19 protein-coding genes are annotated in these 19,666 nt (G+C 69.1%); 9 read left to right on the plus strand and 10 right to left on the minus strand.

Going from position 1 to position 19,666, the window contains the following annotated elements:
- Window positions 1–38: 38 nt before the first annotated feature.
- Window positions 39–320: a 4a-hydroxytetrahydrobiopterin dehydratase gene (locus DKT77_RS09335; protein WP_109811434.1), complete on the plus strand. Its 282-nt coding sequence runs from the start codon at window positions 39–41 to the stop codon at window positions 318–320.
- Between the two features lie 56 nt (window positions 321–376).
- Here DKT77_RS09335 and DKT77_RS09340 read toward each other — a convergent pair whose 3' ends face one another.
- Window positions 377–865, minus strand: coding sequence for a peroxiredoxin (locus tag DKT77_RS09340; RefSeq protein ID WP_109811435.1), 489 nt, complete (start codon window positions 863–865; stop codon window positions 377–379).
- A gap of 120 nt (window positions 866–985) precedes the next feature.
- Between DKT77_RS09340 and rsmD the strand changes: the two genes are divergently transcribed.
- Complete coding sequence (gene rsmD, locus DKT77_RS09345) at window positions 986–1,549, plus strand: 16S rRNA (guanine(966)-N(2))-methyltransferase RsmD (RefSeq protein WP_109811588.1); 564 nt, start codon at window positions 986–988, stop codon at window positions 1,547–1,549.
- Between the two features lie 201 nt (window positions 1,550–1,750).
- On the opposite strand, the gene DKT77_RS09350 is transcribed toward rsmD, so the two are convergent.
- The 3 genes from DKT77_RS09350 to sfsA form a co-directional block, all read right to left on the minus strand.
- Window positions 1,751–2,851, minus strand: coding sequence for a TRAP transporter substrate-binding protein (locus DKT77_RS09350; protein ID WP_109811436.1), 1,101 nt, complete (start codon window positions 2,849–2,851; stop codon window positions 1,751–1,753).
- 47 nt (window positions 2,852–2,898) lie between these two features.
- Window positions 2,899–3,738, minus strand: a complete 840-nt coding sequence (gene map, locus DKT77_RS09355) for a type I methionyl aminopeptidase (RefSeq protein ID WP_109811437.1) — start codon at window positions 3,736–3,738, stop codon at window positions 2,899–2,901.
- A 142-nt stretch (window positions 3,739–3,880) separates the two neighbouring features.
- The gene (sfsA, locus tag DKT77_RS09360) at window positions 3,881–4,588 is read right to left on the minus strand and encodes a DNA/RNA nuclease SfsA (protein WP_109811438.1); all 708 of its coding nucleotides are present in this window, start codon (window positions 4,586–4,588) and stop codon (window positions 3,881–3,883) included.
- A gap of 46 nt (window positions 4,589–4,634) precedes the next feature.
- Between sfsA and DKT77_RS09365 the strand changes: the two genes are divergently transcribed.
- Genes DKT77_RS09365 through DKT77_RS09380 form a run of 4 tightly spaced genes read left to right on the plus strand, consistent with a single transcriptional unit; the run spans window position 4,635 to window position 7,684 of the window.
- Window positions 4,635–5,372: a competence/damage-inducible protein A gene (locus tag DKT77_RS09365; RefSeq protein ID WP_109811439.1), complete on the plus strand. Its 738-nt coding sequence runs from the start codon at window positions 4,635–4,637 to the stop codon at window positions 5,370–5,372.
- Window positions 5,369–6,139 (plus strand): GNAT family N-acetyltransferase, encoded by a 771-nt coding sequence (locus DKT77_RS09370; protein ID WP_109811440.1) that lies wholly within the window; start codon window positions 5,369–5,371, stop codon window positions 6,137–6,139. The genes DKT77_RS09365 and DKT77_RS09370 overlap by 4 nt, the downstream gene beginning before the upstream one ends.
- The gene (locus DKT77_RS09375; RefSeq protein ID WP_109811441.1) at window positions 6,132–6,701 is read left to right on the plus strand and encodes a peroxidase-related enzyme; all 570 of its coding nucleotides are present in this window, start codon (window positions 6,132–6,134) and stop codon (window positions 6,699–6,701) included. Before DKT77_RS09370 ends, DKT77_RS09375 begins: the two co-directional genes overlap by 8 nt.
- Window positions 6,698–7,684 (plus strand): OmpA family protein, encoded by a 987-nt coding sequence (locus DKT77_RS09380; protein ID WP_109811442.1) that lies wholly within the window; start codon window positions 6,698–6,700, stop codon window positions 7,682–7,684. The genes DKT77_RS09375 and DKT77_RS09380 overlap by 4 nt, the downstream gene beginning before the upstream one ends.
- Before the next feature lie 420 nt (window positions 7,685–8,104).
- Here DKT77_RS09380 and DKT77_RS09390 read toward each other — a convergent pair whose 3' ends face one another.
- The 3 genes from DKT77_RS09390 to ilvD all read right to left on the minus strand — a co-directional run bounded on the left by DKT77_RS09390 (window position 8,105) and on the right by ilvD (window position 12,623).
- Window positions 8,105–10,123: an NADPH-dependent 2,4-dienoyl-CoA reductase gene (locus tag DKT77_RS09390; protein WP_109811443.1), complete on the minus strand. Its 2,019-nt coding sequence runs from the start codon at window positions 10,121–10,123 to the stop codon at window positions 8,105–8,107.
- Between the two features lie 99 nt (window positions 10,124–10,222).
- On the minus strand, window positions 10,223–10,903 hold the full coding sequence (locus DKT77_RS09395; protein WP_109811444.1) for a hypothetical protein: 681 nt from the start codon (window positions 10,901–10,903) through the stop codon (window positions 10,223–10,225).
- Window positions 10,890–12,623 carry a dihydroxy-acid dehydratase gene (gene ilvD / locus DKT77_RS09400; protein ID WP_109811589.1) on the minus strand — a complete coding sequence of 578 codons (1,734 nt, stop codon included), beginning with the start codon at window positions 12,621–12,623 and terminating at the stop codon, window positions 10,890–10,892. Before ilvD ends, DKT77_RS09395 begins: the two co-directional genes overlap by 14 nt.
- Window positions 12,624–12,751: 128 nt before the next feature.
- On the opposite strand from ilvD, the gene DKT77_RS09405 reads away from it, so the two are divergent.
- The 3 genes from DKT77_RS09405 to DKT77_RS09415 are packed head-to-tail and all read left to right on the plus strand — an operon-like array spanning window position 12,752 to window position 15,950.
- Window positions 12,752–13,684: a CPBP family intramembrane glutamic endopeptidase gene (locus DKT77_RS09405; protein ID WP_109811445.1), complete on the plus strand. Its 933-nt coding sequence runs from the start codon at window positions 12,752–12,754 to the stop codon at window positions 13,682–13,684.
- A gap of 56 nt (window positions 13,685–13,740) precedes the next feature.
- The gene (gene accD / locus DKT77_RS09410; protein ID WP_109811446.1) at window positions 13,741–14,682 is read left to right on the plus strand and encodes an acetyl-CoA carboxylase, carboxyltransferase subunit beta; all 942 of its coding nucleotides are present in this window, start codon (window positions 13,741–13,743) and stop codon (window positions 14,680–14,682) included.
- A complete protein-coding gene (locus tag DKT77_RS09415) occupies window positions 14,679–15,950 on the plus strand; it encodes a bifunctional folylpolyglutamate synthase/dihydrofolate synthase (RefSeq protein WP_109811447.1) in 1,272 nt (423 codons plus the stop codon). Before accD ends, DKT77_RS09415 begins: the two co-directional genes overlap by 4 nt.
- 137 nt (window positions 15,951–16,087) lie before the next feature.
- On the opposite strand, the gene DKT77_RS09420 is transcribed toward DKT77_RS09415, so the two are convergent.
- Genes DKT77_RS09420 through flgK form a run of 3 tightly spaced genes read right to left on the minus strand, consistent with a single transcriptional unit; the run spans window position 16,088 to window position 19,655 of the window.
- Entirely contained in the window at window positions 16,088–17,200 is a 1,113-nt protein-coding gene (locus tag DKT77_RS09420) for a flagellar basal body P-ring protein FlgI (protein WP_109811448.1), read from the minus strand.
- Complete coding sequence (locus DKT77_RS09425) at window positions 17,197–18,207, minus strand: flagellin (protein WP_109811449.1); 1,011 nt, start codon at window positions 18,205–18,207, stop codon at window positions 17,197–17,199. Before DKT77_RS09425 ends, DKT77_RS09420 begins: the two co-directional genes overlap by 4 nt.
- A gap of 2 nt (window positions 18,208–18,209) precedes the next feature.
- Complete coding sequence (gene flgK, locus DKT77_RS09430; protein ID WP_109811450.1) at window positions 18,210–19,655, minus strand: flagellar hook-associated protein FlgK; 1,446 nt, start codon at window positions 19,653–19,655, stop codon at window positions 18,210–18,212.
- Window positions 19,656–19,666: the final 11 nt, after the last annotated feature.

The following is a 19,666-nucleotide window of genomic DNA, read 5'->3' on the forward strand; positions in this document are numbered from 1 at the left end:
CGGCCGGAACGACAACACCCCGCACAGAAGGAGGCCCCATGACACAGACCCTCAGCGACCGCAGCGTCCTCGACCCGGCGCTCGCCCGTGGCTGGACCCTCGCCGAAGACCGCGACGCGATCAGCAAGACCTACACCTTCGCGGATTTTACCGAAGCCTTCGCCTGGATGACCCGAGTCGCACTGATCGCCGAGAAGATGGACCACCACCCGGAGTGGTCCAACGTCTACAAGACGGTGACGGTCACGCTCACCACCCATGACGCGGGCGGCCTGTCACCGCTGGACGTGCGCCTCGCCGATCGGATGGACGCGCTCTGATCGCATGAAAAAGGGGGCCGCCAGGCCCCCTTGCCAATGTCGCCCGAAAGGCGCCCTCAGATGGCGTCCAGCATCGCCTCGCCGCCCGACAGCTCGCATGTGCCGGGGTTCTCGTCCATCTGCAGCACCTTCACGACGCCGTCCTCGGCGAGCAGAGCGAACCGCTTGCACCGGCCGTGAAAGCCCACCGGCGGCGCGTCGAAGTCCATGCCAAGCGCCTTGGTCAAACCGCCATCGGCATCGGCCAGCATGTGAATGCCCGCCTCGGCCGCGCCGCTGGACTTACCCCAGGCCGCCATCACAAACGGATCGTTCACCGCGAAACAGATGATGTCGTCCACACCCTTCGCCGCGAACGCGTCCTTGGTGCGGATGAAGCTTGGCACATGGGCGGCATCGCAGGTCCGGGTGAAGGCCCCCGGCAGGCCGAAGATGATGACCTTGCGCCCCTTGGTCAGCGAAGACAGCGCGACCGACCCCGGCCCCTCCTCGCCGAAGATCAGCAGATCCGCATCGGGCAGCGTGTCACCGACAGCAATCGTCATGGCTGGGCATCCTTCCCTGTTTGCCTTTGTCTCGGTGGGTTATAGGGCGAGCCGGGGCGCACCGCCAGAACGGAGATGCAGGATGCAGGATATTCGCCGCCGCCGCGTCGGGGCACGGGCATGAGGATCGTCGCGGGGCGTTTCGGCGGGCTCCGGCTGGCCGCGCTTGGAAAAGGCGACGCGGGCGCGCATCTGCGCCCTACCGCCGACCGGGTGCGCGAAAGCCTGTTCAGCGCGCTGGCCAGCCGACCGGACGATCCGCTGGACGGCGCGCGTGTGCTGGACCTCTTCGCCGGCACCGGCGCGCTGGGGCTGGAGGCGCTCTCGCGTGGGGCCGCGCACGCAACCTTCGTGGACAATGGGCGCACCGCGCTGCGGCTCTTGCGCGCCAACATCGCACTGACCCGCATGGGCGAGGACGAAACGCGCGTGCTGGCACAGGACGCAACCCGGCTCGGCGCGGCACCGCTGCCGCCCGCGACGCTTGTTTTCCTCGACCCGCCCTACGGCAAGGGCGCTGGCGACCGGGCGCTGGCGACGGCGGCGGCAGGCGGCTGGATCGCACCCGGCGCACTTGTGGTTTGGGAAGAGGCCGCGCCGCAGCAGGCGCCCGATGGGTTCTCGCCCGACAGCCAGCGCCGCTACGGCGACACCCATGTCACGCTGCTGACCCGCGACGCCTGACCGCGCGGCGGCCACGCTGCCCCGATATCAGACCTGCCGGGCGCGCCCCCGTGCACAGGCACAGCGGCAGGCGCAGCCTGCCGGGCCCAACGGGATGAGACGCGCGCAGCGGGTCGAAGACGGGCGGGAGCGCCCCTTCTTGGAAGCACAGCCGCCCGAAACAATGCGGCCAGCGCGCCCCGATGCAGCCTGACGCGCCGCTCAGTTCGTGCCAACGGTCCCGCGATGGCGGTCCATCGCCGCGCGCGCGTCCTCCACCAGCCCGGCGCCGTCCAGACCCTTGGCGGTGACCTCGTCGATCCACTCCTGCGTTACCTCCGCACCCAGCGCGCGGATCTGCTCCGTCACCTCCGGGCTGATCTCAGCGATCTCGTTGCCCGCCGCAGCCATTACCGCGCGGCCCTCGGCGTCGCCGGTGTCATGGGCACGCCCAGCCCAGGCAGACGCGAACATACCCGAATTTGCGTCGATCACCGCCTTCAGGTCGTCGGGCAGCCGCGCATAGCTGTCCTTGTTCATCGCCCAGATGAAGAACAGGTTGTACAGCGCATCATCGCCCGCCACGTCCGTGTGGCTGTCGGTCAACTCGTCCAGCTTCAGCGAGGGCGACATCTCCCAGGTGATGACCCCGCCATCCACGACGCCCTTCGACAACGCTTCGGGAAAGGCCGGCACGGCCATGCCCACGGGCTGCGCGCCCAGCTTGCGCAACAGCAGCGTCGCGGGCCGCGACGGGCCACGCAGCTTCAGCCCTCGCAGATCACCCACCTCGCGCACCGCCGGGCCCTTCTTGTGGATCAGCCCCGGCCCATGCATGTGCGCCGCGATCAGGTGCACATCAGCGAAGTCGTCGGTCAGATGCTCCTGCGTAAACTCCCAGGCGGCCATGCTTGCCTCCTCGCCCAGCTTCGGCGTCATGAACGGCAGCTCAAGCGCCTCCGCCTCGGGGAAGCGGCCCGGCTGGTAACCGGGAATCACCCAGCCGCCATCGATCACCCCGTCGCGGATCAGGTCGTATTGCGCCGTCGCGGACCCGCCGAGTTGCATGAAGGGATAGATCTCCACCTTGATGCGCCCGTCGGACTCGGCCTCGACCTTCTTGGCCCAGGGTTCGATGAAATGCTTGGGGTTCGCCGAATTTGGCGAAACGAAATGCTGGAACCTCAAGGTGACCTCAGGCTCCTGCGCCTGCGCCGCCGCGGGGGTCGGCAGGACGCTCAGGGTGCCAAGCGCGGCAAGCGCGCTCAGGGCCACCGCGGCGGCGATACGGGCGGCAGGGTCGGAAAGGCTGGGCAAACGCATGGGAATGCACTCCTTGGGAATGGAAAGGATGGGGGCGGCAGGCCCGGTCAGCCCGCCGCGTAGGTCGGGTGAAACAGCCCGGCGGGGGACAGGGTGAAGATCTCGGCCCCGTCCGCGGTCACGCCGATGGAATGTTCGAACTGCGCCGACAGCGACTTGTCGCGCGTCACAGCGGTCCAGTCGTCGGCCAGAATCTTGGTCTCCGGGCGGCCCAGGTTCACCATCGGTTCGATGGTGAAGAACATGCCTTCCTCCAGCACCGGGCCGGTGCCGGGACGGCCATAGTGCAACACGTTCGGCGGTGCATGAAACACGCGGCCCAAACCGTGGCCGCAGAAATCGCGCACGACGGACATGCGGTGCGCCTCCACGAAGGTCTGGATGGCGTGGCCGATGTCGCCGAAGGTGTTGCCGGGGCGCACCGCCTCGATGCCCTTCATCAGCGCGTCATGGGTGACCTCGATCAGCCGCTCCGCCTTGCGGGGCAGGCGGCCCGCCACGTACATTCTGCTGGTGTCGCCGAACCAGCCATCCACGATCACCGTCACGTCGATGTTCAGGATGTCCCCGTCCTTGAGCTTCTTGCCCTCGTCCGGGATGCCGTGGCACACCACATGGTTGACGGAGATGCATGAGGCATGACGGTAGCCGCGATAACCGATGGTGGCCGACGTGGCGCCCGCTGCCGCGACCGCGTCCTCGATCGCCGCGTCGATCGCGCCGGTGCTCACGCCGGGCACGACCAGCGGCGCGATCTTGTCCAGGATCTCGGCCGCAAGGGCGCCCGCGCGGTGCATCCCGGCGAAATCGGCGGCCTCGTGAATCCGGATGCCGTCCTTTGTCAGGCGGCCTGCGCTGCGATCGTCCAATGCGTTCTCCTGTTTCATTGGCCGGGCTTTTAAACCATGACGCTGCGGGATGCCAGTCACAGCCTGTTGCACGGCCTTGCGCCGATCCGCCGCGCCGACGGGCGAGCGGGGCGTTTTCGGCCAGTGGGCGCGCGCTGCCCGCCACGCGTCTGCGGCCGCGTCAGTCCGCCACCGGCAGCGGTGCGCCCAGCGTGACGCCCGCCACGTCGATCCGCGTGCCGTGGCACAGCATCTCCACCCCGGCGGCGCGCGCCGCGCCGAAGGCGGCTGCATAGCCCGGGTCCAGATCGGCCGCCATGCGCAGCCGCGCGCAGTCGGTCCGCTGCACAAGATACAGCATCACCGCCCGGTCGCCGCGCGCCGCCACCGCCGAAAGCTCCGCCAGGTGGCGCGCACCGCGCGCGGTCACGCTGTCGGGAAACTCCGCCCAGTCGCCGTCGCGGCGCAGGTGCACGTTCTTGACCTCCACCCAGGCGTCAGGCAAGCCCGGCCCGGTCAGAAGGAAATCCACCCGGCTGCGCGCGCCATAGCGCACTTCGGGGCGCACCGTGTCATACGCCGCGAGGTCCGGCACCGCGCGCGCCTCCAGCGCCTCGCGTACCACGCGGTTGGGCACGCCGGTGTCGATCCCGGCCCAGTGCCCGCCCGGCAATTCCGCCAGCCGCCAGCCATAGCGCAGCTTGCGTTTCGGGTCATCATTGGGTTCCAGCCAGATGCGCAGGCCCGGATCGCGCAGGCCCATCATCGAGCCCGGATTGGGGCAATGGGCGACCACCGGCGCGCCGGTCTCCTCCAGCACGGCATCGGCAAGAAACCTGTTGTAGCGGCGCACCAGGCGCGCGGGCACGAGCGGGGTTTGAAAGCGCATGGACTGCGGTCTATACCGCGACAGACCCCGCAACAAGGAGCCGCCGATGCCCGCCGATGCCCCAACCGCCGCGATGCTGGTCATCGGTGACGAGATCCTGTCGGGCCGTACCCGCGACAGCAACATGCACCACCTCGCCTGCGCGCTGACCGCGCACGGAGTGCCGCTGGCCGAGGTGCGGGTCATCGGCGACACGCGCGCCGCGATCATCGACACGGTACGCGAACTTGCGGGGCGGTACGATCACCTGTTCACCTCGGGCGGAATCGGGCCGACCCATGACGACATCACGGCCGAAGCCGTTGCCGCCGCCTTCGACACGCCGATCGGCGTACGCGAGGATGCGCGCGCGATCCTCGCCGCGCACTACGAGGCGCGCGGCACCGAACTGAACGCGGCGCGGCTGCGCATGGCCCGCATCCCGGACGGCGCCACGCTGATCGACAACCCGGTCAGCGCCGCGCCCGGCTTCAGCTTGCGCAACGTGCACGTGATGGCCGGCGTTCCGGCGGTGTTCGAGGCGATGGTCGCCAGCGTGCTGCCGCGGATCACCGGGGGCGCGCCGCTGCTCAGCCAGCAACTGACCGTGCATCGCGGCGAAGGCGACATTGCGGGACCCCTGTCGGACTTGTCCGAGGACTTCGCCGACCTGTCCTTCGGATCCTACCCGTTCATCCGAAACGGGGCATTCGGGGTGAGCATAGTGGTGCGCGGGCGCGACGGCGCGCGGCTCGATGCGGCGATGAGCCGACTGATCGGGCTGTTCCCGCCCGACGCGCCGTGACACGGGACAGCAGCGGCACGCGGCCGCGGCCGACCGGCTCACTTTCGACCTCGCTCGATGCCGCGCTCGGCGCGACCTGGCCCGCGCTGGAAACGCGCAGGCTCGGCCCGCTGACCTTACGGCGCGGCGGCGGGGGCGGATCAAGGGTCAGCGCGGCGACGCAGGATGCGGACGGGCTGCCCGGCGGCGACATTCTGGATGCCGCCGAGGCGACGATGCGCAGCTGGACCCAGGCACCGACTTGGCGTGTGCGCGCCGGGCAGGCAGATTTCGACGCCACCCTCGCCGCCCGCGGCCACGCCATCGTCGATCCCACGCTGTTCTACGCCGCCCCCGCCGCCGCGCTGGCCGACCCGCCTCCGCCGCGGCTTGCCGCCTTCGACATCTGGCCGCCGCTCGCGATCCAGCACGACATCTGGCGCGAGGCCGGCATCGGCCCGGCCCGCATCGCCGTGATGCACCGCGCCTCCGGCCCGCGCACGGCGCTGTTCGGCCGCGCCGCCGATCATCCCGCCGCCACCGGTTTTCTCGCCGCCCATGACGGCATCGCCATGCTGCACGCGCTCGAGGTACGCCCGGCCCAGCGCCGCCACGGCCTTGCCCGTCACCTCGTCGCCCATGCCGCTGCCTGGGCCCTGCGCCACGACTGCGCCACCCTCGCCGTGGCGGTGACCGAGGCGAACGCACCCGCCCGCGCGCTTTATGCCGGACTTGGCATGGCCGAGGCGGGCGGCTACCACTACCGAAAAGGACCGCTCGATGCCTGACACGACCGTGACCGCGCTGAACCTGCCGCCCGTGGATCCGCTGCCGGACGAAACTGCCGCCTATTTCGCCCTATGCGAGGAAAAGCTCGGCCTCGTGCCCAACGTGCTGCGCGCCTATGCGTTCGATATCGAGAAGCTCAACACTTTCACCGTGCTCTACAACGACCTGATGCTGGGCCAGAGCGGCCTGACCAAACTGGAGCGCGAGATGATCGCCGTCGTGGTGTCGTCGGTCAACCACTGCCACTACTGCCTCGTAGCCCACGGCGCGGCGGTGCGCGAGCTGTCCGGCGACCCCGCGCTTGGCGACACTCTGGTCGCCAACTACCGCGCCGCCGCGCTCGATCCGCGCACCCGCGCCATGCTGGACTTCGCCGTCCGCCTGACCGAAGCATCCAGCCGCATCGACGAGGCCGACCGCGCCGCGTTGCGCGCGCATGGTTTCAGCGACCGCGACATCTGGGACATCGCGTCGGTCGCAGCATTCTTCAACATGACGAACCGGGTCGCTTCGGCCACGGCGATGCGGCCCAATCCGGAGTATCACGGCAGGGCCCGGTGATCCGCGCCGGGGCGGTCTGCCTGCTGGGGGCTCTCGCGCTGCCCGCCGCGGGCTTTACCCCGGACCCGCCCGGCGATGCCCGCCGCACCGCGCGGGCCGAGGACGGGCCGGGCCGCTACGGTGTCGCCATCGCGCCAGCCGCGCCCATGGCCGCACCACCGCTGCGCAGCATCACCGGCCAGCGCAGCCGCAGCGCCTGGCACAGCGACAGCGTGGACGCGGGCGCCCTTCTGGACGGTCTGAACGCGCAACTGCGCGATGCCGGCTTTGCCCCGGTCTTCGAATGCGACACCGACGGCTGCGGCGGTTTCGATTTCCGTATCGCACTGCCGTTGCTGCCGATGCCCGACATGTTCGTCGATCTGGGCGGCTTCACCTACCGCGCCTTCGCCCGCGACGATCCCGAGGCGCTCGCCTCGATCATGGCCAGCCAGACTGCGGCGGGGGCCTTTGCACAGCTCACGCTGATCCTGCCCATCGCGGCCCCGCCCGAGGCGCAGGCACCGGACCGTGCGGCGGACACGGTGGGCGCCGCCAAGCCGGGCTCCACCGTCCCACTGACCGATGCAGCGCCGGAAACTGGCGCCGACACACCACCCGGCGCCGACACGCTGGCCGCCACGCTGGAGCGTGACGGCCGCGCGGTGCTGGAAGGGCTGGACTTCGCCACGGGCGCTGCGGCGCTGAGCGGCCCAGCACCGCCTGCACTCGATGCGCTGGCCCGCTGGCTCGGCGCGGACCCGGAAAGGCGTATCGCTCTGGTCGGCCATTCCGACTGGACCGGCGCGCCCGCCGCAAATGTCGCGCTGTCCCGCGCCCGCGCCCGCGCCGTGGCCGAGGCGCTGATCGCGGCGGGCGCTCAAGCACTGCAAATCACGGTGGACGGGGTCGGCCCCTTCGCGCCCCGCGCGCCGAACACCACGCCCGAAGGACGCGCCGCGAACCGGCGGGTCGAAGCGGTGGCCCTGCCCCCCGCGCGCTGAGACGTGGACCCGGCTGAGGGCTGGGGGCTGGGGGCTGGGGGCTGGGGGCTGGGGGCTGGGGACTGGGGACTGGGGACTGGGGACTGGGGACTGGGGACTGGGGACTCAACCGCCTCCCTTACGCAAGGCCAACCCCGCATCCTCACATGACCGCCGGACGGAACAGTCCTGGCGCCATCCTGTCCGGATTATCGAAACCCTGCGCCGCAGACCCCGTTCAGACGCCCTGGTCCCGCCGTACGACTCCATTCGCTGCTGCCGACGTCGGCGCCGAATGGTCCTTGACCGTCTGGCCGCCCGGCCAGAGGCGGTGCGCCCTACGCCCTGATCCTGCCTGGTCCCGCCGCAAAGGCGGCGGCCCGGAGTAGTTCGCGCCCTCTGCAGAATTCCTACACGATTCCCACGGCGTATTTGGGTCGCTCAGAAGCTCGCCGCTAGCCGCACGCCCTCGTCGATGGCGCGCTTGGCATCGAGTTCCGCCGCCAACGCCGCACCGCCGATCACATGGACCGCGACGCCCTGCGCCCGCAGCGTCTCGGCCAGCGCGACCTCGCTCTCCTGCCCCGCGCACAGCACGACCGTGTCGGCCTCGACCAGCACCGGCGCGCCGTCCTGCACGATCTCCAGGCCCTTGCTCGTAATGCGTTTATACTCAACACCCGCCAGCATCCGCACGCCCTTCATCTTCAGGCTGGCGCGGTGAATCCAGCCGGTCGTCTTGCCCAGCCGCTTGCCAGGCTTTTCGGCCTTGCGCTGCAGCAAGGTGACTTGCCGCGCCGCCGCGGCCGGGCACGGGCCACCCGGCGCCAGCCCGCCTTGCGCCGCCTCGGGGTCGGCAACGCCCCATTCACGACACCAGAGTGCCAGGTCCTCGGCGGGACTAACCCCTTGATGCACAAGATATTCAGAAACGTCGAACCCGATGCCGCCAGCGCCCACGACGGCAACGCGCGCGCCGGCTTCGGCCCGGCCGGAGAGGAGGTCGGCATACCCGATCACATGAGCATCCGGCGCGGTCGGAATGCCCGGATCGCGCGCCCTGACCCCGGTTGCGATCACCACCTCGTCGAAGCCTGCAAGATCGCCCGGCGCTGCCACAGCGCCCAGACGCAGCGTGACCCCGGTGGCCTGCACGCGGTGGGCAAACCAGTCGACCAGCCCATGAAACTCTTCCTTTCCGGGCACTTGACGCGCCAGATTGAGCTGCCCGCCGATCCGGTCAGACGCTTCGAACAGGGTCACGGCATGGCCGCGTTCGGCGGCGGTGATCGCCGTCGCCAGACCGGCGGCGCCCGCCCCCACCACCGCGACGCTCCGTGCCCGGGCTGCAGGGCCGGTCGGGATCTCGGTTTCGTGGCAGGCGCGCGGGTTGACGAGGCAGGAGCTGACCCGGCCCGAAAACGTGTGATCGAGGCAGGCCTGGTTGCATGCGATGCAAGGTGCGATGTCGGCCGCCCGCCCCGCCGCCGCCTTGGCGACAAAGTCCGGATCGGCCAGGAATGGCCGCGCCATTGACACCATGTCGGCGCAGCCATCCGCCAGCACGTCCTCGGCGCATTGTGGGGTGTTGATCCGGTTCGAGGTGATCAGCGGGATCCCCACCTGCCCCATCAACTTCCTTGTCACAAACGAAAAAGCGGCGCGCGGCACGCTTGTGGCGATGGTCGGGATACGCGCTTCGTGCCAGCCGATGCCTGTATTGATCAGGCTCGCGCCCGCTGCCTCGATGGCCTTGGCGAGTTGCACGACCTGGGGCCAGGTGGACCCGTTCGGGATGAGGTCGATCATCGACAGCCGGTAAATGACGATGAAGTCCTGCCCCACCGCCTGCCGCACACGTCGCACGACTTCCACCGGCAGGCGCATCCGGTTCTCATAGCTGCCGCCCCAGCGGTCGGTGCGGCGGTTGGTGTGGGTCACGAGGAACTGGTTGAGGAAATACCCCTCCGATCCCATCACCTCCACCCCGTCATAGCCCGCCTCGCGGGCCAGCGCGGCTGCACGGGCGATATCGGCGATCTGCTCTTCGATTCCGTCTTCGTCCAGTTCGCGCGGAGGGAAGGGCGAGATCGGCGATTTCACCGCCGAGGGCGCGACACAATCCGGACTGTAGGCATAGCGCCCCGCATGGAGGATCTGCATGGCGATGCGCCCACCCGCAGCGTGCACAGCGTCCGTCACCGGGCGGTGATGGGCCACGTCCGCGGCGCCGGTCATGGCGGCTGCGCCCTTGAACACCGCGCCTTCCGGGTTTGGCGCCACGCCGCCGGTCACGATCAGACCGGCGCCGCCGCGCGCCCGTTCGGCATAGAAGGCAGCGACGCGCGACCAGTCTCCCAGTTCCTCCAGCCCGGTGTGCATGGAGCCCATGAGCACCCTGTTCGGCAGCGTCACGTGGCCCAGATCCAGCGGGGCCAGAAGGTTGGGGTATGGGGTCATCGCGGCGCCTCCCTCAAAGCTGCGGCACAGATGCCAAGCGCAGCGCCGCTTGTCACGGCCAACGCGGCGTCACGGCGCCCCGGAGCAGGCCAGGACGCGTCAGGTGTCGCGTTCGCCCTCGGGGCCGGCGTTGGCGGCCATCACGGCGGCGACGAAACGGTCCAGCGTGCGACGCATGTCGGTATCTGCCACTGGCAGGTCGTCATGGCCGGTCACGGACAGCGCGACCAGCCGGTCCGCCAGCGGGAAGATCGCGCGCCAGGCCACGTCGCTCAGGTCGGCGGGGCGGCCGGTGCTGCGGTCGCGCAGCTTGAGATACAGCACCGGTCCTTCGGCCACGATGCTCAGCAGGGTCACACTGTCCGCATTGCCGTCATGGGCCAGCGCCGCGTGACCCGCATCGGACCGGAAGAACCGTTCAAGCTGGGCCGGATCAGGCACCAGCGGCGGGTCGCTGCGCGGTGAGACGAGCGCCGTCAGCACAGCGGGCTTTCCCGGCCCTTCGCCCGCCCCGCGCAGGGTCGCGCAACTGCCCAGCATCACGAAGGACCCGGCGGGCCGCTCCCGCGAGGATGTGGGATCGACGCAATAGCCCTTAGGCCCGGCTATGGTCACGTCGTTGTCCGAAACGCGCACGGCATGGACCGCCGCGCTGCCCTGGCGAAAGGCAAGCGATCCGCCGGGGGGCAGGCAGCCCGACAGCGCGAGCCCCGCCAGCCCGAAGGCGGCCCACCGCGCGACGGCGGCAGGCCGGACCGACGGACGGTCAGATATCGGCATAGACATGGGTTTCGGCGGTGGCGCCAGGATGGGTCACCGCGCCCTTGTAGGTCGGGCCGACAAGCTGGGCGTACTTCCAAAGCGCGCCCGACGCGTAGTTGGTCGGCCGTGCCCCGGCCCAGTTGGCACGACGGTCCGCAAGCTCGTCCTCGGACAGCGCGACAGACAGTTCACCCTTGATCGCGTCGATGGTGATCATGTCCCCATTGCGCAGCAGGGCGATCGGGCCGCCATGCGCCGATTCCGGGCCGACATGGCCCACGCAGAAGCCGCGCGTCGCGCCGGAAAAGCGCCCGTCGGTGATCAGCGCGACCTTCTTGCCCATGCCCTGCCCGGACAGCGCGGCGGTGGTGGCCAGCATCTCGCGCATGCCGGGGCCACCCGCCGGTCCCTCGTTGCGGATCACCAGAACCTCGCCTTCCTCGTAACCGCGCGCCTTTACGGACGCGAAAGCCTCTTCCTCGCTTTCGAAGACGCGGGCGGGGCCGGTGAATACCTGCTCGGCCTCGGACATGCCGGCAACCTTAACGATGGCCCCTTCGGGCGCGAGATTGCCCTTCAGGCCAACGACGCCGCCCGTCTTGGTGATCGGCTTGTCCACCGGGTAGATCACGCGGCCATCCGCCTCGCGCTCGATCTTGTCCAGTTCTTCGCCGATGGCGTGGCCGGACGCTGTCATGCAGTCCTCGTGGATCAGCCCGGCGCGACGCAGTTCCTTCAGAACGACCGGCACACCACCCGCTTCGTAGAGGTCCTTCGCGACGAACTGGCCGCCGGGCTTGAGGTCCACGAAATAGGGGGTGTCGCGGAAGATCTCGCACACGTCATCGAGGAAGAAGTCGATCCCGGCCTCGTGCGCGATCGCGGGTAGGTGCAGCCCGGCATTCGTGGACCCGCCGGTGCAGGCCACCACGCGCGCGGCGTTCTCGAGCGCCTTGCGGGTCACCACATCCCGAGCGCGGATGTTCTTTTCCACGAGGTTCATCACAGCCACGCCGGAGGCCTCGCCATACTGGTCGCGGCTCTCGTAAGGCGCCGGCGCACCGGAGGAATTCATCAGCGCGAGCCCGATCGCCTCGGAAACGCAGGCCATGGTGTTCGCCGTGAACTGGCCGCCGCAGGCACCTGCCGAGGGGCAGGCGACCCGCTCCAGAACGGCAAGCTGTTCGTCGCTGTAATTGCCGGCCTGGTGCTGGCCCACGGCCTCGAAGACGTCCTGGACGGTCACGTCCTTGCCGTCGAGCCGTCCCGGCAGGATCGAGCCGCCATAGACGAAGACAGACGGCACATTCAGCCGCACCATGGCCATCATCATCCCCGGCAGCGACTTGTCGCAGCCCGCAAGACCCACGAGCGCATCGTAGGAATGGCCCCGCATCGTCAGCTCGACGGTGTCGGCGATGGCCTCGCGCGAGGCAAGCGACGAGCGCATGCCTTCGTGGCCCATGGCGATGCCATCGGTCACCGTGATGGTTGTGAACTCGCGCGGGGTGCCGCTGGCCGTCTTGACGCCCATCTTCACCGCCTGCGCCTGACGGTTCAGCGCGATGTTGCAGGGCGCGGCCTCGTTCCAGCAAGTGGCGACGCCTACGAAGGGCTGATTGATCTCGTCCTCGCTCAGTCCCATCGCGTAGTAATAGGACCGGTGCGGCGCGCGCTGCGGGCCCTCGGTCACATGACGGCTGGGCAGTTTCGACTTGTCGAACGGGCGCTTGAGCATCGGATCCTCCGCGAGATTTTTGTCAGACCGGGAATAGGCAAGCAGGCGCACCGGCGCAAGCGAAACAGGCCACGGCAGTTTCACCGGCGGTCTTGCGGCGCGGCGCAAACGTGCCATGTTGCGCGTCTATGACAGCACGCCGCCCCCCTTCTGCCAGCCGCCCGCGCGGCCTGCGCCCGCCGCGCCATGCCCGGCAGTTGGCGCGGTTTGTGGCGCCCGCCCGCGCCCGCCCGGCCGTCTGGCGGTTGGCGCTTGGGCTGGTACTTGTGATCTGCGTGCAAGCCGCCGCACTGGCAGCCACCTTCACGGCAGTATCGGCGCTGGCTGGGCCGGATGCGGCGGGGCTTTGGACAGGCAAGCTGGCCGTGGCCAGCACACCGGCCAGCGCGCTGTGGCTGCTGGCAAGCTTCCTGCCGCTGCTGGCAGGTGTCGCTCTCGCCGCGCGGCTGCTGCACAGACGTGGCCCCGGCAGTCTGATGGGCGCGCGCCCGCTGCGGCAGGCGGCGCGCGGGGCGGGCGTGACCTTCGCGGTCTTCGCGCCGCTACTGGCCGCGACCGTGCTGCTGGGCGCCACGCGGCCGAACCTGCCGCCCCAAGTCTGGGCGCTTGCGCTGCTGCCGGGGCTTGCCGGAGTGGCCGTGCAGACCCTCGCCGAAGAGACGCTGTTCCGCGGCTACCTTATGCAGCAACTCGCCGCTCGGGTGCGGAGCCCGCTGGTTTGGGCCGGGCTGCCCGCGCTGCTGTTCGGACTGCTGCACCTCGATCCGGGGCGGCTGGGGGCTGCCGCGCCGCTGATGGTCGTGGGCGCGGTGCTGTTCGGGCTTGTGGCCGCCGACCTGACCGCGCGCTCAGGCGGACTGGGGCTGGCCTGGGGGATGCATTTCGCCAACAATGCGGTCGGGCTTCTGTTGCTTGGCACGCCGGGCAGCATCACCGGTCTGTCACTGCGGGTCAGCACGACAGGTCTGGAAGATCTGGCCACCGCTCCAATGTTGCTGCTGGTCAGCACCTTGCCGCTGGTTCTGGCATGGCTGATCCTGCGCAGCCGCCTGCCGGACTGATTGCAATTCCGGCCTGCCGGGCTTATCTCGGCGCAAACCGTCGCAAGGCAGGCCCGATGAACTGGATTTCCAACTACGTTCGCCCCACGATCAACTCGTTGTTCTCGCGGCGGGAAGTGCCGGAAAATCTGTGGACAAAATGCGACAGCTGCGGAACCATGCTGTTCCACCGCGAACTGGCCGACAGCCTGAATGTCTGCATGAACTGCGGGCATCACATGAACATCTCGCCGCGCGATCGCTTCGACCGGCTGTTTGACAACGGGATCTACAGCGAGGTCGCGGTTCCCGCGCCGCTGGCGGACCCGCTGCAGTTCCGTGACCAGAAACGCTATCCCGAACGGATGCGCGCGGCGCAGAAGAAGACCGGCGAGACCGAGGCGATGCTTGTGGTAGAAGGCGAGATCGGCCGATCCCCCGTCGTGTCCGCCTGCCAGGACTTCGCCTTCATGGGCGGGTCGATGGGCATGCATGTGGGCAACGCTCTTGTCGCCGGAGCGGAACGCGCGCTGAAGCGGCGCACCCCGTTCATCGTCTTCGCGGCGGCCGGCGGCGCCCGTATGCAGGAAGGCATCCTGTCGCTCATGCAGATGCCGCGGTCCACTGTGGCCGTTCAGATGCTTCGCGAGGCCGGGCTTCCCTATATCGTGGTTCTGACGCATCCGACGACCGGTGGTGTGACGGCAAGCTACGCGATGCTGGGCGACATCCAGATCGCCGAGCCGGGCGCACTGATCTGCTTCGCGGGCCCGCGCGTGATCGAACAGACGATCCGCGAGAAGCTGCCCGAAGGATTCCAGAGCGCCGAATACCTGCTGGAGCACGGGATGCTGGACCGCGTGACCGCCCGTAGGGATTTGCGCGACGAGTTGATCACGATCATCCGCCTGCTGATGCGCCAGCCCCCCGCGATCAAGGGGGAATTGCCGCCGCCGGGGCCCGCACCCCAACCCGACCCGCCGACCCCCGCAGAGCCCAGCAACGGCGGGCAGCCGTGACGCAGGCTGGGTCTGACATCCTTCTTGACCGGATGATGTCGCTGCATCCCAAGGTGATCGACCTTGTCCTCGATCGGGTCTGGCGGCTGCTGGGCCGACTGGATCATCCCGAACGCGCCCTGCCGCCGGTGATCCATGTGGCAGGCACAAACGGCAAGGGATCGACGGTGGCGATGCTGCGCGCCGGGCTGGAGGCGGCGGGCCAGAGCTGCCATGTCTACACTTCGCCCCATCTCGTGCGGTTCCACGAACGCATCCGCCTTGCCGGCGATCTTATCGGCGAAGCGGACCTGACGGCGCTGCTGGACGAATGCCTCGCCGCGAACGGGCCGGACCCGATCACCTATTTCGAGATCACCACGGTCGCCGCCTTGTTGGCCTTCTCGCGCCGCCCCGCGGACTGGACGCTGCTGGAGGTCGGCCTGGGCGGGCGGCTCGATGCGACCAATGTGGTGGACAGGCCGGCGGCCTGCGTCATCACCCCCGTATCGATGGACCACGAACAGTTCCTTGGCGACACGCTGGCCGCCATCGCCTTCGAGAAGGCCGGGATCCTCAAGCGCGGAGTGACGGCGGTGATCGGGCCGCAGCAGGACGAAGCGCTCGAGGTTATCGAAGCGCAGGCCGCGCGCGTCGGCGCGCCGCTTCTCGTGCACGGCCAGCACTGGCACGTGACGCGCGAACGCGACCGCCTGGTCTACCAGGATGAAACCGGGTTGCGGGATCTGCCGCTTCCAGTGCTGCCGGGTGCGCATCAGCTGGGCAATGCTGGGATGGCGATCGCGATCCTGCGCCACCTGGGACAACCCGATACCGCGCTGGACGGGGCAGTATCGCGCGCGGATTGGCCAGCAAGGATGCAACGGCTCAGCACCCACGCGTTCGCGCGGAGGCACCCGGGACTGGAACTTTGGCTGGACGGTGGACACAATCCCGACGCGGGGCGCGCCATCGCGGCAGTTCTGGCGGGCCTGCCGCCCCGACCGACTGTGCTTGTGTGCGGGATGCTGAACACCAAGGACATCGGCGGTTACCTGCGACCGTTGGCCGGGGTGGCAGAAAGGCTGATCGCTGTTCCGATCCCGGATGCTCCTGCAACTCTTGCGGCGGGCGACACCGCGGCCGCGGCACGTGCACCCGGGCTGGACGCCATCGAAGCCGACAGCGTCGCCGCCGCGCTGGAGTCGGTCGCACGAGAGACGCCCCATGCGCGCGTACTGATCTGCGGCTCGCTCTATCTGGCCGGATCGGTACTGGCTGAGGGGTAGGGACGCTTTTGCCGGCGCCGACCGACAGGGTCGGCCGCCCGAGTTGCCTCGGCGCCCCATCCTCGCAGGGACGGCGGGCGACGAGCTTGGAGGCCTGCTTGCTTCGTGCGCGCTGTCGTGTTCCAGCACCGCCGCCGCTAGCGAACGATGAACTCCGCGTGCAGCGCTCCGGCCGCCTTTATGCTTTTGAGGATATCGATCATGTTGCGCGGTGACACGCCGAGTGCGTTCAGCCCCTCGATCACCTCGGCCAGCGTCGTGCCCGCTGGAACCTCGGCAAGGCCGGTCCCGTCCTCCTCGTTGATGCCCACATTGGTGCGCGGAACGACCACGGTCTGACCATTGGCAAACGGGTTGGGCTGCACGACGAGCGGGTCCTCCTGCACGCGAAGGGTCAGGTTGCCCTGCGAAACGGCGACCCGGCTGATCCTCACCTCGTCGCCCATTACGATTGTTCCCGAGCGCTGGTCGACGACGACACGTGCCTTGCGCTGCGGTTCGACCCTGAGGTTTTCCACCTCGGCGATGGCCCGCGCGGGGCTGCCCACCCGTGTTGCCGACAGATCAAAGCGGACCGTTCCCGAATCCAGAGCTTCTGCAACGCCACGCCCGAAGCGTGCGTTGATGACCTGTTCGATCAGCAGCGCGGTGGTGAAATCCGGATTGCGCAGGCCAAGCCGCAACGACGTGAGGCTGGTGAAGTCGAAATCGACCTCGCGCTCGACCCGCGCGCCGGACGGGATCACTCCCGAGGTGGGCACGCCTTCGGTCACGGTTGCCCCCTCGCCTTCCGCGGTCGCGCCACCGGCGATCACCGTGCCCTGCGCGACAGCATAGATCTGCCCGTCGGCGGCGTTCAGCGGTGTCATGATCAGCGTGCCGCCTAAAAGGCTTTTGGCATCCCCGATGGCCGAAACAGTTACATCGATCTGCCCCCCGACGCGCGAAAACGCCGGCAGGCTCGCCGTCACGAACACCGCGGCGACGTTCTTGGGGCGAAACTGCTCGCCGCTGACGTTAACCCCGAGTCGTTCCAGGATGTTAGCCATGATCTCTTCGGTGAATGGCGAATTGCGCAGCCCGTCGCCAGTGCCGTTCAGCCCCACGACGAGCCCATAACCGACAAGATCGTTGCCACGCACACCGTCGAATTCGACGAGATCCTTCAGCCGGATCTCGTTCGCTACGGCGGCACAGGGTCCGACCATCGCGGCAAGACCCGCGAGCAGAGCGAAGACAAGACGGGTCATCGCAGGAACGCGGCGAGCGACAGGCCAGATACGCGCGCGGTGACGGTATAGATCGTCTCCAGCTGCGCCTGCACCTGCTGCAGAAGCATCGCGGTCTCGTAGGGATCCGCCTCGACCAATGCGGCTCGCGCTTGACGCAGCCCGGTCGCCTCGGCCTCGGATCTTGCGCGGGCGGTGTCGATCCGTTCCTGCGAGAAGCCAAGACCGGCGCGCAAAGCGGTGACCTTGTCGGTGGCGCCGACCAGCGTCTCGCCCATCCGGCTCAGAAGCTCCTTCTGGCCAGGCGTGTCGCCCGCCAGAAGACCGCGATCCATCAACGCGGTGACCGCGAGCCCGCGCAGCGCATCGCGCAGTCCTGGTTCAAGTGCCGAGATCGCGAGAGTCTCGCGCTCTCCCTCTGCGATATCCAGCCCGGCCCGCGCGCGGGCGGAGCCGACATAGGCGACTGTTTCGAAGCCGCCGCCCGGCGTGTCAAACCAGGCCCGCGCGGCGGCGTCGATGGCACCGGGACCGACAGCGCCGACCAGCGCCGCGTCCAGCGCCGCGAGGATAACCCTGGCCGGAGCAAGCGCCGGACCGTCGGTGGCCTCGCCGGCGAACAGGCTCTGCTGCCCGATCCGGGAGTTCAGGGCACCGACAATCTGCTCGAACTGGCGCCCGGCATTGGCTGTGGTGACCGCGAGTTGCGTTGCCTCGCCGCCGGAGGCGACCTTCAGAAATTCCGGACCCGCCGCCATGAGCGTGTCCTGCAGGCTGGCGAGCGCCGTCTGCTGACCGTCCGCGATGCGCGTGGCGGCAGCGTTGCTTGTCAGGTAACCCGCATTGAGCTGCAGGCTGCGGTCCAGCCCTGCCAGCGGTGCAAAGCGCCCGGAAAAGGCGGACTGCAAGTCCGCTTTCTGCCCGGAGTTCAGCTCCTGCGTCAGGCGGTTCAGGTCGTTCTTGACGGCGACCGTGTCGCGGCGCAGCGTCGTCGCCTGTGCCATGTCCCCGATATTGGCCAGTTTCACGTTCAGATCTCCATCAGCATGTCGAGCATCGCCTGTGATGCGGAAATGACCTTGGCGTTGGCAGCGTAGGCCTGCTCGATCAGCAGCAGCCGCTGCATTTCGGCGTCGCTGTCCACGCCATCGCGCATGAGCCCGTCCGACAGGGCGGAGGCGCGGGCCGAGGCATGGGCAGTTTCCTGGTCGAGCGCATCCCGCGCAATGCCGATCGCGCTCAGCACGTCAGCGGCCAATCCAGCGGCAGTCCGCAAGCCGGGCGCGAACCCGCCGGATGCGGGGTCGCGAAACGACGACAGGGCATCGGTCAGCCGGTGCAGTCCCGCGGCTTGCCCCGCCTCGCCGGGCACGGTCGCCCCAAGCCCGTCCCGCAGACGCCATGCGGCGCCCCCCTGTTCCGGATCGGCAGCGACATTGAGCGCAAGCCGCCGCGACAGCCCGACCTCGTCCACGGGCTGGAAGGCCGCTCCGGCATCGGTGAGGAGCCCGGGTGCGCCTGGCGCAAGCGTCGGATCGACACCTGACGCCTCGAACCTTTCCAGCAGGTCACGCGCGAATCCGTCAAGCCGCTCCTGCGCCATGGGCGCTTGCGCATCGCGCACGTTGAAAAGCCCCTCGAGCCGCCCGCCGGACAGCAGATGACGATCACGGCCAAGGTCGATCTGCGCACCATTGACGGTAAGCCCGGACAGCGTGCCGCCAGCGAGGCTGTGAAACTCGGTCACTGTGCCAGTGGTCTGGAAGCCGATCACCGGCGCGGGCCCGTCCATCAGCACCCCGCCTTCCGTCAGAAGGGCAACCACGCCGCGTCCGCGATCCACCTCGCGAACCGGCACCATTTCCGAGATTCGGTCGATCAGAAGCTGGCGCTGGTCCGCCAGCCCGCCGACGTCGCCGCCGCGCACGGTGGCACGGCGAATATCGTCGTTGAACGTTTCGAGTTGCGCGAGATCCGCGTTCAGTTGCGCGACGGCCTCGCCGATGGCGGCGTCGGCGCGCCCGCGTTCCAGCTGGATCGCGCCCGCTGTCTCGCCGATGCGCGCAACGAGATGGTCGAGACGGCCGACCGCCTGTTCCAGGATCGCACCCGACGCCGGCTCGGCTGCCGCTGCGACAAGCGCGGTTTCAAGGTCGGCCACGAGGCCAGACAGCGACGACGGACTTCCCGGCTCCCCGATGACAGCCTGCACCGAAGCGAGGAACTCGACCTGGGCCCGACCGAGCGCGACCTCAGCGTCAGCGCCGCGCCGGTCGGTCAGCAACGTCCGGTCGACGATCCGCACTTCGCCGGTGACCAGCACGCCGCCCGTGTCGGCACGCGCGGTCAGTTCCAGTTCGCGCCGGGCGTATCCGTCGGTTGTCGCGTTGGCGAGATTGCTCGACACGGTCGCGGCGCCGCGGCTGGCCGCGGCAAGCCCGGACAGAGCCGTATTCATTGCGCCGGTTATAGACATGGCTCAGCCCC

Source organism: Meridianimarinicoccus roseus (genome assembly GCF_003172915.1).
Lineage (GTDB): Bacteria > Pseudomonadota > Alphaproteobacteria > Rhodobacterales > Rhodobacteraceae > Meridianimarinicoccus > Meridianimarinicoccus roseus.

Bases quoted from the DNA above. Each gene is read 5' to 3' on its own strand.
- DKT77_RS09335 (WP_109811434.1), top strand. From the start codon at position 39: ATGACACAGACCCTCAGCGACCGCAGCGTCCTCGACCCGGCGCTCGCC.
- DKT77_RS09340 (WP_109811435.1), bottom strand. From the start codon at position 865: ATGACGATTGCTGTCGGTGACACGCTGCCCGATGCGGATCTGCTGATC.
- rsmD (WP_109811588.1), top strand. From the start codon at position 986: ATGAGGATCGTCGCGGGGCGTTTCGGCGGGCTCCGGCTGGCCGCGCTT.
- DKT77_RS09350 (WP_109811436.1), bottom strand. From the start codon at position 2,851: ATGCGTTTGCCCAGCCTTTCCGACCCTGCCGCCCGTATCGCCGCCGCG.
- map (WP_109811437.1), bottom strand. From the start codon at position 3,738: ATGAAACAGGAGAACGCATTGGACGATCGCAGCGCAGGCCGCCTGACA.
- sfsA (WP_109811438.1), bottom strand. From the start codon at position 4,588: ATGCGCTTTCAAACCCCGCTCGTGCCCGCGCGCCTGGTGCGCCGCTAC.
- DKT77_RS09365 (WP_109811439.1), top strand. From the start codon at position 4,635: ATGCCCGCCGATGCCCCAACCGCCGCGATGCTGGTCATCGGTGACGAG.
- DKT77_RS09375 (WP_109811441.1), top strand. From the start codon at position 6,132: ATGCCTGACACGACCGTGACCGCGCTGAACCTGCCGCCCGTGGATCCG.
- DKT77_RS09390 (WP_109811443.1), bottom strand. From the start codon at position 10,123: ATGACCCCATACCCCAACCTTCTGGCCCCGCTGGATCTGGGCCACGTG.
- DKT77_RS09395 (WP_109811444.1), bottom strand. From the start codon at position 10,903: ATGCCGATATCTGACCGTCCGTCGGTCCGGCCTGCCGCCGTCGCGCGG.
- ilvD (WP_109811589.1), bottom strand. From the start codon at position 12,623: ATGCTCAAGCGCCCGTTCGACAAGTCGAAACTGCCCAGCCGTCATGTG.
- DKT77_RS09405 (WP_109811445.1), top strand. From the start codon at position 12,752: ATGACAGCACGCCGCCCCCCTTCTGCCAGCCGCCCGCGCGGCCTGCGC.
- accD (WP_109811446.1), top strand. From the start codon at position 13,741: ATGAACTGGATTTCCAACTACGTTCGCCCCACGATCAACTCGTTGTTC.
- DKT77_RS09420 (WP_109811448.1), bottom strand. From the start codon at position 17,200: ATGACCCGTCTTGTCTTCGCTCTGCTCGCGGGTCTTGCCGCGATGGTC.
- flgK (WP_109811450.1), bottom strand. From the start codon at position 19,655: ATGTCTATAACCGGCGCAATGAATACGGCTCTGTCCGGGCTTGCCGCG.